Annotated in this window: 13 protein-coding genes; 1 reads left to right on the forward strand and 12 read right to left on the reverse strand. The window is 70.5% G+C overall.

Features of this window, described 5'->3' with window-relative positions:
- Positions 1 to 81 precede the first annotated feature (81 nt).
- The 8 genes from pyrF to pyrR form a co-directional block, all read right to left on the reverse strand.
- Entirely contained in the window at positions 82 to 921 is an 840-nt protein-coding gene (gene pyrF / locus ACVNF4_RS22610; RefSeq protein ID WP_461804690.1) for an orotidine-5'-phosphate decarboxylase, read from the reverse strand.
- Positions 918 to 2018, reverse strand: a complete 1101-nt coding sequence (locus ACVNF4_RS22615) for a quinone-dependent dihydroorotate dehydrogenase (protein WP_461804691.1) — start codon at positions 2016 to 2018, stop codon at positions 918 to 920. Before ACVNF4_RS22615 ends, pyrF begins: the two co-directional genes overlap by 4 nt.
- Before the next feature lie 69 nt (positions 2019 to 2087).
- On the reverse strand, positions 2088 to 5396 hold the full coding sequence (carB, locus tag ACVNF4_RS22620) for a carbamoyl-phosphate synthase large subunit (protein WP_461804692.1): 3309 nt from the start codon (positions 5394 to 5396) through the stop codon (positions 2088 to 2090).
- On the reverse strand, positions 5389 to 6528 hold the full coding sequence (carA, locus tag ACVNF4_RS22625) for a glutamine-hydrolyzing carbamoyl-phosphate synthase small subunit (protein ID WP_461804693.1): 1140 nt from the start codon (positions 6526 to 6528) through the stop codon (positions 5389 to 5391). The genes carB and carA overlap by 8 nt, the downstream gene beginning before the upstream one ends.
- A complete protein-coding gene (locus ACVNF4_RS22630; RefSeq protein ID WP_461804694.1) occupies positions 6525 to 7094 on the reverse strand; it encodes a PH-like domain-containing protein in 570 nt (189 codons plus the stop codon). The genes carA and ACVNF4_RS22630 overlap by 4 nt, the downstream gene beginning before the upstream one ends.
- Positions 7091 to 8377 carry a dihydroorotase gene (locus ACVNF4_RS22635; protein WP_461804695.1) on the reverse strand — a complete coding sequence of 429 codons (1287 nt, stop codon included), beginning with the start codon at positions 8375 to 8377 and terminating at the stop codon, positions 7091 to 7093. The genes ACVNF4_RS22630 and ACVNF4_RS22635 overlap by 4 nt, the downstream gene beginning before the upstream one ends.
- Before the next feature lie 5 nt (positions 8378 to 8382).
- Positions 8383 to 9372 (reverse strand): aspartate carbamoyltransferase catalytic subunit, encoded by a 990-nt coding sequence (locus tag ACVNF4_RS22640; RefSeq protein ID WP_461804696.1) that lies wholly within the window; start codon positions 9370 to 9372, stop codon positions 8383 to 8385.
- 86 nt (positions 9373 to 9458) lie between these two features.
- Entirely contained in the window at positions 9459 to 10016 is a 558-nt protein-coding gene (gene pyrR / locus ACVNF4_RS22645; RefSeq protein WP_355882148.1) for a bifunctional pyr operon transcriptional regulator/uracil phosphoribosyltransferase PyrR, read from the reverse strand.
- A gap of 252 nt (positions 10017 to 10268) precedes the next feature.
- Between pyrR and bldD the strand changes: the two genes are divergently transcribed.
- Positions 10269 to 10769 (forward strand): transcriptional regulator BldD, encoded by a 501-nt coding sequence (bldD, locus tag ACVNF4_RS22650; protein WP_010357917.1) that lies wholly within the window; start codon positions 10269 to 10271, stop codon positions 10767 to 10769.
- A 193-nt stretch (positions 10770 to 10962) separates the two neighbouring features.
- Here bldD and nusB read toward each other — a convergent pair whose 3' ends face one another.
- The 4 genes from nusB to ACVNF4_RS22670 all read right to left on the reverse strand — a co-directional run.
- Positions 10963 to 11388 carry a transcription antitermination factor NusB gene (gene nusB, locus ACVNF4_RS22655; RefSeq protein WP_461804697.1) on the reverse strand — a complete coding sequence of 142 codons (426 nt, stop codon included), beginning with the start codon at positions 11386 to 11388 and terminating at the stop codon, positions 10963 to 10965.
- Positions 11389 to 11390: 2 nt separating this feature from the next.
- Positions 11391 to 11957, reverse strand: coding sequence for an elongation factor P (efp, locus tag ACVNF4_RS22660; protein ID WP_461804698.1), 567 nt, complete (start codon positions 11955 to 11957; stop codon positions 11391 to 11393).
- 51 nt (positions 11958 to 12008) lie between these two features.
- On the reverse strand, positions 12009 to 13100 hold the full coding sequence (locus ACVNF4_RS22665; RefSeq protein WP_461804699.1) for an aminopeptidase P family protein: 1092 nt from the start codon (positions 13098 to 13100) through the stop codon (positions 12009 to 12011).
- A 106-nt stretch (positions 13101 to 13206) separates the two neighbouring features.
- On the reverse strand, positions 13207 to 13905 hold a 699-nt coding region (locus tag ACVNF4_RS22670; RefSeq protein WP_461804700.1), incomplete at its 5' end, for an AAA family ATPase.

The following is a 13905-nucleotide window of genomic DNA, read 5'->3' on the forward strand; positions in this document are numbered from 1 at the left end:
CCCTCTACTTCCACATCCCGTTCTGCGAAGTCCGCTGCGGCTTCTGCAACCTCTTCACCCGCATCGGCGCCCCCGACGGCCTCACCACCGCCTACCTCGACGCCCTCGAACCTCCCCCGAGATCCGCTCAGCCACCTCCCGCAACCCCCGCACATCCGGCCCGAACCTCAACACCCCCCGGCTCACATTCGGCACCACCCGGGAAACCACGCTCCCGAACACCCGGGGCAGATCGGCGGGAGTGGCCCCCTGAGCCCCCACCCCGGGCGCCAGCAAGGGACCGCCCATGTCGAGGTCGTACGCGGAGAGATCCCCCAGCGTCGCCCCCACGACCGCCCCGAAGGACCCCATCGGCTCCTCCCCGGCGTTCTCGGCCCGAAGGTGCGCCAGCATGGTCGCCCCCACGTTCACCCCGTCGGAACGAACGGCGTGCTGCACCTCCCCGCCCTCGGGGTTGGAGGTGAGGGCGAGCACGAACAACCCGCACCCGTTCTCCCGGGCGAGGGACACGGCGGGCGCGAGGGACCCGTACCCGAGATAGGGCGAGACGGTCAGCGCGTCGGAGAACAGGGGTGAGTCCTTGGCCAGGAACGCCTCGGCGTAGGCGGCCATGGTGGACCCGATGTCCCCCCGCTTGGCGTCCATCACGACCAGCGCCCCGGCGTCCCGGGCTTCGGCGACGGCCTTCTCCAGCACAGCCACCCCCCGGGACCCGAACCGCTCGAAGAACGCGCTCTGCGGCTTCAGCACGGCGACCCGCGAGGCGACCGCCTCGACGACGGTCCGGCTGAACCGCTCCAGCCCGGCGACGTCGTCGTCCAGCCCCCACTCCGCGAGCAGCGAGGCATGCGGGTCGATCCCCACGCACAGCGGCCCGCGCTCGTCCATCGCCCGGCGCAGCCGTGCCCCGAAGGTGCTCATCCCGTCTTCCTCACGTCGGCGCCGACCGCGTCGGCGAGAGTGGCGTACGGACTCGTGCGCAGCCGCGCGGCGAGCCCCTTGTGGAGGGCGCGGTTCCAGAACGGCCCCTGGTAGATGAACGCGCTGTACCCCTGGACGAGCGTCGCGCCCGCGAGGATCCGCTCCCAGACGTCCTCGGCGCTCTCGACACCTCCGACCCCCACGAGGGTGATCCGGTCGCCCACGCGCGCGTACAGGCGCCGCAGGACCTCCAGGGAGCGCGCCTTGAGGGGCGCCCCGGAGAGCCCGCCGGTCTCCTTGACGAGCGCGGGCTCGGACAGCAGCCCGTCACGCGCGATCGTCGTGTTCGTCGCGATGATCCCGTCGAGCCCCAGCTCCACCGCGAGATCGGCGACGGCGTCGACGTCCTCGTCCGCGAGATCCGGCGCGATCTTCACGAGCAGCGGCACGTGCCGTCCGGGAACGACCTTGTCGGCCGCCTCGCGCACGGCGGTGAGAAGCGGTCGCAAGTGATCAACCGCTTGCAGATTCCGCAACCCGGGCGTGTTGGGCGACGACACGTTGACGACGAGGTAGTCGGCGTACGGCGCGAGCCGCTGCGCGGACTTCACGTAGTCCCCGGCGGCCTCCTCCTCGGGGACCACCTTGGTCTTGCCGATGTTGACGCCGACGACGGTCCTGAACACCGCCTCCCGGGAGGCGAGCCGCGCGGCGACGGCCAGCGAGCCGTCGTTGTTGAAGCCCATGCGGTTGATCAGCGCCCGGTCGGCGACGAGCCGGAACAGCCGCTTCTTGGGGTTCCCGGGCTGCGCCTCCCCGGTGACGGTGCCGATCTCGACGTGGTCGAACCCCAGCATCGCCATCCCGTCGACCGCGACGGCGTTCTTGTCGAACCCGGCGGCGAGCCCGAACGGCCCGTGCATCCGCAGCCCGAACGCCTCGGTGCGCAGCTCCTTGTAGCGGGGCGCGAGCGCGGCGGCGACGAAGGTCCGCAGTACGGGCACGCGCACGGCGAGCCGGATCCACCGGAAGGCGAGGTGGTGGGCCTGCTCGGGGTCCATCCGCTGGAAGATCAGTCGGAAGAAAAGCTTGTACATGTCTCCCCATAACGACCATAAGGGCCATAAGGAGGGGGACACCGTTCCCGGTGTCCCCCTGGGTCGCTGCTAGTCCCTGGCCGCGGTCAGATGTTCCGCGTGTTCCTGGAGCGAGCGCACGCCCACTCCCCCGTGGTTGAGCGCGTCGATGCCCTGGACGGCCGCCGCGAGCGCCTGCACGGTCGTCAGGCAGGGCACGGACCGGGCCACGGCCGCCGTGCGGATCTCGTAGCCGTCGAGGCGGCCACCGGTGCCGTACGGGGTGTTGACGATGAGGTCGACCTCGCCGTCGTGGATGAGCTGGACGATGGTCTTCTCGCCGGCGGGGCCCTCGCCCTCGCTGAGCTTGCGGACGACCGTCGCGTTGATCCCGTTGCGCTTGAGGACCTCGGCCGTCCCGGACGTCGCGAGCAGCTCGAAGCCGTGGGCGACGAGTTCCCGCGCCGGGAAGATCATCGAGCGCTTGTCGCGGTTGGCGACGGAGATGAACGCGCGGCCCTTGGTCGGCAGCGGCCCGTACGCGCCGGCCTGCGACTTGGCGTAGGCCGTGCCGAAGACGGAGTCGATGCCCATGACCTCGCCGGTGGAGCGCATCTCCGGGCCGAGGACGGTGTCGACGCCACGCCCCTGGATGTCACGGAACCGCGACCACGGCATGACGGCCTCCTTGACGGAGATCGGCGCGTCGAACGGCAGCTCGCCGCCGTCCCCGGTCGCCGGGAGCAGTCCCTCGGCGCGCAGTTCGGCGACGGTCGCGCCCAGCGAGATCCGCGCGGCGGCCTTCGCGAGCGGCACGGCGGTCGCCTTGGAGGTGAAGGGGACCGTGCGGGACGCGCGCGGGTTGGCCTCCAGGACGTACAGGATGTCCCCGGCCATCGCGAACTGGATGTTGATCAGACCGCGCACACCCACCCCGCGCGCGATGGCCTCCGTGGACGCCCGCAGCCGCTTGATGTCGTGTCCGCCGAGCGTGATCGGGGGCAGCGCGCACGCCGAGTCGCCGGAGTGGATGCCGGCCTCCTCGATGTGCTCCATCACGCCGCCGAGGTAGAGCTCGTGGCCGTCGTACAGCGCGTCGACGTCGATCTCGATGGCGTCGTCGAGGAACCGGTCGACGAGGACCGGCCGCGAGGGGCTGATCTCGGTCGACTCGGCGATGTAGGACTCCAGGCGGGTCTCGTCGTAGACGATCTCCATGCCGCGCCCGCCGAGGACGTACGAGGGGCGGACGAGGACCGGGTAGCCGATCTCGTCGGCGATGGCCTTGGCGCCCGCGAAGGTCGTCGCCGTACCGTGCTTGGGGGCCGGGAGGCCCGCCTCGGCGAGGACCTGCCCGAAGGCGCCCCGGTCCTCGGCCGCGTGGATCGCCTCGGGGGACGTCCCGACGACCGGCACGCCGTTGTCCTTGAGCGCCTGCGCGAGACCCAGCGGCGTCTGCCCGCCGAGCTGCACGACGACGCCCGCGACGGGCCCGGCCTGCGTCTCCGCGTGGACGATCTCCAGGACGTCCTCCAGGGTGAGCGGCTCGAAGTAGAGCCGGTCGGAGGTGTCGTAGTCGGTGGAGACGGTCTCGGGGTTGCAGTTGACCATCACGGTCTCGTACCCGGCGTCGGACAGCGCGAAGGAGGCGTGGACGCACGAGTAGTCGAACTCGATGCCCTGCCCGATGCGGTTGGGCCCGGAGCCGAGGATGATGACGGCCGGCTTCTCGCGCGGGGCGACCTCGGTCTCCTCGTCGTAGGACGAGTAGAAGTACGGCGTCTTCGCGGCGAACTCGGCGGCGCAGGTGTCGACGGTCTTGTAGACCGGCCGCACCCCCAGCGCGTGCCGGACCTCGCGGACGACGTCCTCGCGCAGCCCGCGGATCTCGGCGATCTGCTGGTCGGAGAAACCGTGCCGCTTGGCCTCGGTGAGGAGGTCGGCGTCGAGGCGCTCGGCGGCGGCCAGTTCGTCGGCGGTCTCCTTGATCAGGAAGAGCTGGTCGACGAACCAGGGGTCGATCTTCGTGTACTCGAAGACCTCCTCGGGCGTGGCGCCCGCGCGGATGGCCTCCATGACGGTGTTGATCCGGCCGTCGGTGGGCCGCACCGACTGCGCCAGCAGCGCGTCCTTGTCGCCGACGGGGCCGACGAACGTGAACTGCGAGCCCTTCTTCTCCAGCGACCGCAGCGCCTTCTGGAACGCCTCGGTGAAGTTGCGCCCGATGGCCATCGCCTCGCCGACCGACTTCATGGTCGTCGTCAGCGTCGAGTCGGCCTGCGGGAACTTCTCGAACGCGAACCGGGGCGCCTTGACGACGACGTAGTCGAGCGTCGGCTCGAAGGAAGCCGGCGTCTCCTGCGTGATGTCGTTGGGGATCTCGTCGAGCGTGTAGCCGACGGCGAGCTTCGCGGCGATCTTCGCGATCGGGAAACCGGTCGCCTTGGAGGCCAGCGCCGAGGACCGCGACACACGCGGGTTCATCTCGATGACGATGACCCGGCCGTCCACGGGGTTGATCGCGAACTGGATGTTGCAGCCACCCGTGTCCACGCCGACCTCGCGGATGATCGCGATGCCGATGTCCCGCAGAATCTGATACTCGCGGTCGGTCAGCGTCATCGACGGGGCGACGGTGATGGAGTCACCGGTGTGCACGCCCATCGGGTCGAAGTTCTCGATGGAGCAGACGACCACGACGTTGTCGTGTCTGTCGCGCATCAGCTCCAGCTCGTACTCCTTCCAGCCGAGGATCGACTCCTCCAGGAGCACCTCGGTGGTCGGCGAGAGCGTCAGACCCTGCCCGGCGATCCGGCGCAGCTCCTCCTCGTCGTGCGCGAAGCCGGAACCGGCGCCGCCCATGGTGAAGGAGGGGCGGACGACGACGGGGTAGCCGCCCAGCGTCTCGACGCCCGCGAGGACGTCGTCCATGGAGTGGCAGATCACCGAGCGGGCGGACTCGCCGTACCCGGTCTTGGCGCGGACGGCCTCGACGACGCCCTTGAACAGGTCGCGGTCCTCGCCCTTGTTGATCGCCTCGACGTTCGCGCCGATCAGTTCGACGCCGTACTTCTCCAGCACCCCCTGCTCGTGCATGGAGATCGCGGTGTTGAGGGCCGTCTGGCCGCCCAGGGTGGGCAGCAGGACGTCCGGGCGCTCCTTGGCGATGATCTTCTCGACGAACTCGGGGGTGATCGGCTCGACGTAGGTCGCGTCGGCGATCTCCGGGTCGGTCATGATCGTCGCCGGGTTGGAGTTGACCAGGATGACCCGCAGGCCCTCGGCGCGCAGGACGCGGCACGCCTGGGTGCCGGAGTAGTCGAACTCGGCGGCCTGGCCGATGACGATCGGGCCGGAGCCGATGACCAGGACGGACTGGATATCGGTGCGCTTAGGCACGCTGGCCCTCCAACAGGGAGACGAAGCGGTCGAACAGGTAGGCGGCGTCGTGCGGGCCGGCGGCCGCTTCGGGGTGGTACTGGACGGAGAAGGCGGGCTGGTCGAGCAGCCGCAGGCCCTCCACCACGTCGTCGTTCAGGCAGACGTGCGAGACCTCGGCGCGGCCGAACGGCGTCTCGCTGACCTTGTCGAGCGGCGCGTCGACGGCGAAGCCGTGGTTGTGCGCGGTGACCTCGACCTTGCCGGTCGTCCGGTCCTGGACGGGCTGGTTGATGCCGCGGTGGCCGTACTTCAGCTTGTACGTGCCGAAGCCGAGGGCGCGGCCCAGGATCTGGTTGCCGAAGCAGATGCCGAACAGGGGGGTCCTGCGGCGCAGGACCTCGGTCATCAGGGCGACCGGTCCCTCGGCGGTGGCCGGGTCGCCGGGGCCGTTGGAGAAGAAGACGCCGTCGGGCTGGATCGCGTACACGTCCTCCACGGTCGCCGTCGCGGGCAGGACGTGCACCTCGATGCCGCGCTCGGCCATGCGGTGCGGGGTCATGCCCTTGATGCCGAGGTCGATCGCGGCGACGGTGAAGCGCTTCTCACCGACCGCCGGGACGACGTACGCCTCCTTGGTGGCGACCTCCTCGTAGAGGGACGCGCCCTTCATCTGCGGCTGGGCCTGCACGCGCGCCACGAGGTCGGCGTCCGGGCCGAAGGAGCCGGAGAAGATCCCGGCGCGCATCGAGCCGCGCTCGCGCAGGTGCCGGGTGAGGGCGCGGGTGTCGATCCCGGAGATGCCCACGACGTTCTGCGCCACCAGTTCAGCGTCCAGCGAACGCTTGGCACGCCAGTTGGAGGGCACGCGCGCGGGGTCGCGGACGACGTAGCCGGAGACCCAGATGCGGCTGGACTCGTCGTCCTCGTCGTTCCAGCCGGTGTTGCCGATCTGGGGGGCGGTCGCGACGACGATCTGGCGGTCGTACGACGGGTCGGTCAGGGTCTCCTGGTAGCCGGTCATGCCGGTGGAGAAGACCGCCTCGCCGAAGGTCTCCCCCACGGCCCCGTAGGCGCGGCCCCGGAAGACCCGGCCGTCCTCCAGGACGAGTACGGCGGGAGTCTTCTGAGCTCCCCTGGTGGAGGTCGTCATCGTTCGGCGCCTTCCGTCTGCTTGTCGTTGATCATGGAGTTGATGGCCTCGACCCACGCGAGGTGCTCGGCCGCGTGGTCGGAGCGGAAGCCCGAGTCGATCAGCCTGCCGCCGTGCTCCCAGGTCACCACGAGGAGTCCGCCCTCGCTGAGGACCTTCCCGGCGATTCCCTTGCCGAGCAGCGCCTCGCGCAGCGCGCCGGCCGGCACGAAGAAGTCGGTGGCACCGGGCCGGACGACGTCCAGGCCGGCGTCCGTCAGGGTGAGCTCGGCCTTGCTGCGGGTGCCGAGGCCGTGCGCGACGATCCGGTCGAGCCACTGCCCGGCGGTGGTGGAGCCGTGGTAGCGGCCGGTCATGGTGAGGCGCGGCTCACCGGGCTCGTCCGGCGCCTGGGGCAGCTCCGGCAGGTCGCCCTGGAGGGTGCCCCGCCACTTCCAGCCCTCGCGCATCAGCCAGTAGACGAGGGCGACGAACAGGCCGAGTCCGACGACCCAGCCGATCCGCGCGGCCCAGTCGGTCACCGCGGCCGATTCCTTCTCGGCGGCGATCAGGAGAGGTGATGTCACGTGAGCTTCCCGTCGACGAGCGTGGCCTTCCCCCGCAGCCAGGTGTGCGTGACACGGCCCGGCAGCTCACGCCCCTCGTACGGGGTGTTCCGGCTGCGCGAGGCGAAGCCCTCGGGGTCCACGGACCCACGGTATGCCGTGTCGACGAGCGTGAGGTTGGCGGGCTCACCTGCCGAGACGGGGCGGCCGTGGCCCTTCGCGCCGCCGATCTCGGCCGGCTTGGCGGACATCCGCTCGGCGACCCCGGCCCAGTCCAGCAGGCCCGTCTCCACCATCGTCTCCTGCACCACCGACAACGCGGTCTCCAGGCCGACCATCCCCATCGCGGCGGCGGCCCACTCGCAGTCCTTGTCCTCGTGCGGGTGGGGGGCGTGGTCGGTGGCGACGATGTCGATCGTGCCGTCCGCGAGCGCCTCCCGCAGCGCGAGGACGTCCCGCTCGGTGCGCAGCGGCGGGTTCACCTTGTAGACCGGGTTGTAGGAGCGGACCAGCTCGTCGGTGAGGAGGAGGTGGTGCGGGGTGACCTCGGCGGTGACGTCGATGCCGCGGGACTTGGCCCAGCGGACGATCTCGACGGACCCGGCGGTCGAGAGGTGGCAGATGTGCACGCGGGAGCCGACGTGCTCGGCGAGCAGGACGTCCCGCGCGATGATCGACTCCTCGGCGACCGCCGGCCAGCCCCCGAGCCCCAGCTCGGCGGAGACGACGCCCTCGTTCATCTGGGCGCCCTCGGTCAGCCGGGGCTCCTGCGCGTGCTGTGCGACGACCCCGCCGAACGCCTTCACGTACTCCAGCGCGCGGCGCATGATCACCGCGTCGTCCACGCACTTGCCGTCGTCGGAGAAGACGGTCACCCCGGCGGCCGACTCGTGCATCGCCCCCAGCTCGGCGAGCTTCTTGCCCTCCAGGCCGACGGTGACGGCGCCGATCGGCTGGACGTCGCAGTAGCCGTGCTCCCGGCCGAGCCGGTAGACCTGCTCGACGACGCCGGCCGTGTCGGCGACCGGGAAGGTGTTGGCCATGGCGAAGACGGCCGTGTAGCCGCCGGAGGCCGCCGCGCGCGTGCCGGTGAGCACGGTCTCGGAGTCCTCGCGGCCGGGCTCGCGCAGGTGGGTGTGCAGGTCGACGAGGCCGGGCAGCAGGACCTTGCCCGCGGCCTCGATCACCTCGGCGCCGTCGTCCGAAAGACCCACGCCGACCTCGGCGATCGTGTCCCCGTCGATCAGCACGTCCTGCGGTTCGCCGCCGAGCACCTTCGCACCACGGATCAGGATCTTGCTCATGGGTGTTACTTCTCCTCGGAACCGGTGGTGGGGCGGGTGTGGGTGACGGCGGGCTCGTTGCCGCCGAGCAGCAGGTAGAGGACGGCCATCCGGATCGAGACGCCGTTGGCGACCTGTTCGACGACCGTGCAGCGCGGGGAGTCGGCGACCTCGGCGGTGATCTCCATGCCGCGCACCATCGGGCCGGGGTGCATGACGATCGCGTGCTCGGGCATCCGCGCCATCCGCTCCCCGTCGAGCCCGTAGCGGCGCGAGTACTCCCGCTCGGTCGGGAAGAACGCGGCGTTCATCCGCTCCCGCTGGACGCGCAGCATCATCACCGCGTCCGACTTGGGGAGCACCGCGTCGAGGTCGTACGACACCTCGCAGGGCCAGCTCTCCACGCCGACCGGCACCAGGGTGGGCGGGGCGACGAGGGTGACGTGGGCGCCGAGGGTGTGCAGGAGGTCCACGTTGGAGCGGGCGACCCGGCTGTGCAGGACGTCACCGACGAGGGTGATCCGCCTGCCGTTCAGGTCCTGGCCGAGCCCGGTGTCCCGCCCGATGAGGCGGCGGCGCATCGTGAACGCGTCCAGGAGGGCCTGCGTGGGGTGCTGGTGGGTGCCGTCACCGGCGTTGATCACGGCCGCGTCGATCCACCCGGAGGTGGCGAGCCGGTAGGGGGCGCCGGACGCGCCGTGCCGGATGACGACGGCGTCGACGCCCATCGCCTCCAGCGTCTGCGCGGTGTCCTTGAGGGACTCGCCCTTGGAGACGGACGACCCCTTGGCGGTGAAGTTGATGACGTCCGCCGAGAGGCGCTTCTCGGCCGCCTCGAAGGAGATACGGGTGCGCGTGGAGTCCTCGAAGAAGAGGTTCACGACGGTACGGCCGCGCAGGGTGGGGAGTTTCTTGATGGGCCGGTCCGCGACCCGGGCCATCTCCTCGGCGGTGTCGAGGATCAGGACGGCGTCGTCGCGGGTGAGGTCGGCGGCCGAGATGAGATGACGCTGCATCTGTCAGGCTCCGTAAGAAGGTTTATTTCGGGAGATTCGGGGCATGCGCGTGCACGCCGAACCGACCGGCGTGCCGTGAGCGCCTGCTACTGGTCCGGCTTCGCGCCGAGCAGCACGGTGTCGCGACCGTCCTCCTCGGCGAGCTGGACCTTGACCGTCTCCCGCAGCGACGTGGGGAGGTTCTTGCCGACGTAGTCGGCGCGGATGGGCAGTTCGCGGTGGCCCCGGTCGACGAGGACCGCGAGCTGTACCGCGCGCGGGCGCCCGATGTCGTTCAGGGCGTCGAGAGCGGCGCGGATGGTGCGGCCGGAGAAGAGGACGTCGTCGACGAGGACCACGAGGCGGCCGTCGATGCCGTCGCCGGGGATCTCGGTGCGGGCCAGCGCGCGCGGCGGGTGCATGCGCAGGTCGTCGCGGTACATCGTGATGTCCAGCGAGCCGACCGGGATCGCGCGTTCGGTGATCTCTTCGAGTTTCTCGGCGAGCCGGCGGGCGAGGAAGACGCCGCGGGTCGGGATGCCGAGGAGCACCACGTCGTCGGCGCCCTTGGCGCGCTCGACGATCTCGTGGGCGATGCGGGTCAGTACCCGCGCGATGTCAGGGCCTTCGAGAACGGGCCGCGCATCGGACGATCGGATGTCCATAAGAAAGGGACCTCCTTCTCCGCCTCACGGGACGGACCTTAAAGGACGTCGGGTTTGCGCCATCAACCGTAGCAGGCCGCCACGTCCTGCCTGATCACCCCCCTGGAGTAATCGGCCATCGATACCACGGAAGGGTCGGTGTGGACCATTCGGCTTGACGCAGGAGAATCACGCTGCGTAACCTCACAGTGAGTTACCAGCCGAGCGGTTCGGCAACACAGCCGTCCGCGTCGACACAGCGCCGGGAGCTATATGTCCAGCGAATACGCCAAACAGCTCGGGGCCAAGCTCCGCGCGATCCGCACCCAGCAGGGCCTTTCCCTCCACGGTGTCGAGGAGAAGTCCCAGGGCCGTTGGAAGGCGGTCGTCGTCGGGTCGTACGAGCGCGGGGACCGCGCCGTCACCGTGCAGCGCCTCGCGGAGCTGGCGGACTTCTACGGCGTCCCGGTGCAGGAACTGCTGCCGGGCACCACCCCCGGCGGCGCGGCCGAGCCCCCGCCGAAGCTGGTCCTGGACCTGGAGCGCCTTGCCCACGTCCCGGTCGAGAAGGCCGGCCCCCTCCAGCGCTACGCGGCGACCATCCAGTCCCAGCGCGGCGACTACAACGGCAAGGTCCTCTCGATCCGCCAGGACGACCTGCGCACCCTCGCCGTCATCTACGACCAGTCCCCCTCGGTCCTCACCGAACAGCTCATCAGCTGGGGCGTCCTGGACGCGGACGCGCGCAGAGCGGTGACCCACGAGGAAGGCTGACTCCCAAGCGCCCCTTGAGGAGAAACGTGCCGCCGGGGTGGCCAGAACCGAGCGATTCGGTTCCAGCCACCCCGGCGGCAGTTTTGTTTTTTGCTTTTAAGGGGCGCGGGGCTGTGTTCATTTGCGGCTCCGCCGCGCGGGCGCGAGCAGCCACGAATCACCCGCAGCCGCCCACGCACAGAACCCCCGCGAACTACCGGCGCAGCGAAGCCTTCAGCTCCTTGAACCGCCCCAGAAGCCCGTTCACGAACGCCGGAGACTCGTCGGTGGAGAACTCCTTGGCCAGCTGGACCATCTCGTCCAGCACGACCGCGTCCGGCGTCCCGTCCACCCAGATCAGCTCATACGCACCGAGCCGCAGGATGTTGCGGTCCACCACCGGCATCCGGTCGAGCGTCCACCCGACCGAATACTGAGAGATCAGCGAGTCGATCCGGGCGGCATGCTCCGCATACCCCTCGACCAACTGCATCGTGTACTCACTGACCGGCGGCTGCCGGTCGTCGGACCGGGACAGCCGCACCCAGTCCGCGAGCACCGTCAGAACGTCGGCACCCCGCTGGTCGCCCTCGAAGAGGATCTGGAAGGCACGCTTGCGGGCCGTGTTGCGAGCAGCCACGGTTAGCTGTTCACCCGGCCGAGGTAGTCGCTCGTACGGGTGTCGACCTTGATCTTCTCGCCGGTCGTGATGAAGAGCGGAACCTGGATCTGGTGCCCGGTCTCCAGCTTCGCCGGCTTCGTGCCACCGGTGGACCGGTCGCCCTGGAGCCCCGGCTCGGTCTCGGCGATGACCAGCTCGACGGCGGCCGGCAGCTCGACGAAGAGCACCGCGCCCTCGTGCCGCGCGACGGTCGCCTCGAAGCCCTCGATGAGGAAGTTCGCGGCGTCACCGACGGTCTTGCGGTCGATGTGCAGCTGGTCGTACGTCTCCATGTCCATGAAGACGAAGTAGTCGCCGTCCATGTACGAGAACTGCATGTCGCTCTTGTCGACAGTGGCCGTCTCGACCTTGACGCCGGCGTTGAAGGTCTTGTCGACCACCTTGCCGGACAGCACGTTCTTGAGCTTGGTGCGCACGAATGCCGGGCCCTTGCCGGGCTTGACGTGCTGGAACTCGACGACGGACCACAGCTGGCCGCCGTCGAGCTTGAGCACCAGGCCGTTCTTGAGGTCGTTCGTGGAAGCCACGGTTGCGGAATCTCCTGGACTGACGTGGACGACCCCGGCGCGCGCCACTGCCTACAGGGCGAGCAGTTCCTTGGTCGTGATGGTGAGTAGCTCGGGTCCGCCGTCCGCCTCGGGGCGCACGACGAGCGTGTCATCGATCCGGACGCCGCCCCGGCCCGGGAGGTGTACCCCGGGTTCGACGGTGACCGGCACGCAAGCGTCCAGTTTACCCATGGCCGCGGGGGCGAGCTGCGGGTCCTCTTCGATTTCCAGTCCGACCCCGTGTCCCATGAGCCCCGGCAGCCCCTCGGACCACCCCCCGGCCTCCAGCACCTGACGCGCCGCGCGGTCCACGTCCCGGTACGCGGCGCCGGGCGCGAGGGCCTCCCGGCCGGCGCGCTGAGCGGCGAAGACGGCGTCGTACAGCTCGATCTGCCAGTCCGCCGGCGTCGTGCCGATGACGAAGGTGCGGCCGATCTCGCAGCGGTAGCCGCGGTACGCCGCCCCCAGGCAGACGGAGAGGAAGTCGCCCTCCTCCACGCGCCGGTCGGTGGGGAGGTGGCCGCGCAGCCCGGCGTGCGGGCCGGTGGCGACGGACGTGGGGAAGGCGGGGCCGTCGGCGCCGTGGTCCACGAGCCGGCGTTCCAGCTCCAGGGCGAGGTGGCGTTCCGTGCGGCCGACCAGGATCGACTCCAGGAGTTCACCGAGGGCCTGGTCGGCGATCTCGGCGGCGACGCGGAGGGCGGCGATCTCCTCCTCGTCCTTGACGATCCGCAGTTGCTCGACGGTGCCGGCGAGGTCGTTCAGGTAGAGGTGGGGTGCCACCGAGTGGATCGCGCGGTGGCGGGCGACCGTGAGGTGGTGCTCCTCCACGGCGAGGGTGTCGATGTGCTGGGCCATGAGGAGGTCGGCCGCCGCGACGGCCGGGTCACCGCCCTCGGCCGGCAGGACGTGGACGCGCAGGCGATCGTCCAGGCGGCCGTCCGGGGTGGCGGTGCACAGGAGGACGTCCTCCTCGGTGCCGACCAGCAGGACGGAGTTCGCGGGGGCCGCGCCGGAGAGGTATCTCACGTTGGCCGGGCGGGTGACGAGCGCCGCCGCGCTGCCGGCTGCGGTGCAGCGGTCTCTGAGGCGGGCTCGGCGGGATGCGTGCGCGTCTGACATACGTCGAGCGTAGGAGTTCGTACGGAAATATGCCGGTTTTGGGGGTGCCGTTCGGGGGACCACGGGCGCTCCAGACCAGCTCGGCGGCAGAGACGTCTGTGTCCGACTACCACTTCGGCGGACTTGCAATCGCCCTTGCCAGCACCTCGTCCAGCACCCGCGCCGTCTGCGGTACGTCCATCTGCGAGTTGTCGATGATCGGCAGGCCCGAGCCGTACCAGCCCGCCATGCGGCCGTGGATCCGCGCGACCTCCTCGTCCGTCAGGCGGCGGTTGCCCGAGCGTTCCGCGTTGCGCTCCAGGACCACCTCCAGGCCCGGGAGGAGGACGACCGGCAGCAGGCCCGGTCCCACGTGCCGCTTCCAGCCGCCGAGCCCCACCGCCGGGCGGTCGGGGAAGATCGCGTCGTCCAGGACGCAGGAGATCCCGTTGGCGAGGAAGTTGCGGGCGGCGAACCCGCAGGTGCGGCGGGCCAGACGGTACTGGGCCTCGGAGTTGTCGTTCCAGCCGCGCTGCGGGTCGGCGAAGCCGGAGCGGACCCACTCGCGGACGTCGTCGAGGCTGATGTGGGCCGTGGGGACCCGGCGGTGCTCGGCCCAGTACTTGGCCACGCTGGTCTTGCCCGCGCCCGCGGGGCCGATGAGGAGGACCGCGAGCATGGTCGTCGCCGGGTCGAGCGCGGCGGGGGCGGTGACGGGCGCGACGGGGGGCAGCGGGACGTGGCCGGTGGGGTCACCGGGTTGCTGCTGGGGCGGCGGTGTGTACTGGGGCGCGGGGGGCTGGTTGGCCGGGGGCGCCGTGGGGTG

The sequence above is a fragment of the Streptomyces sp. S6 genome, assembly GCF_054880855.1.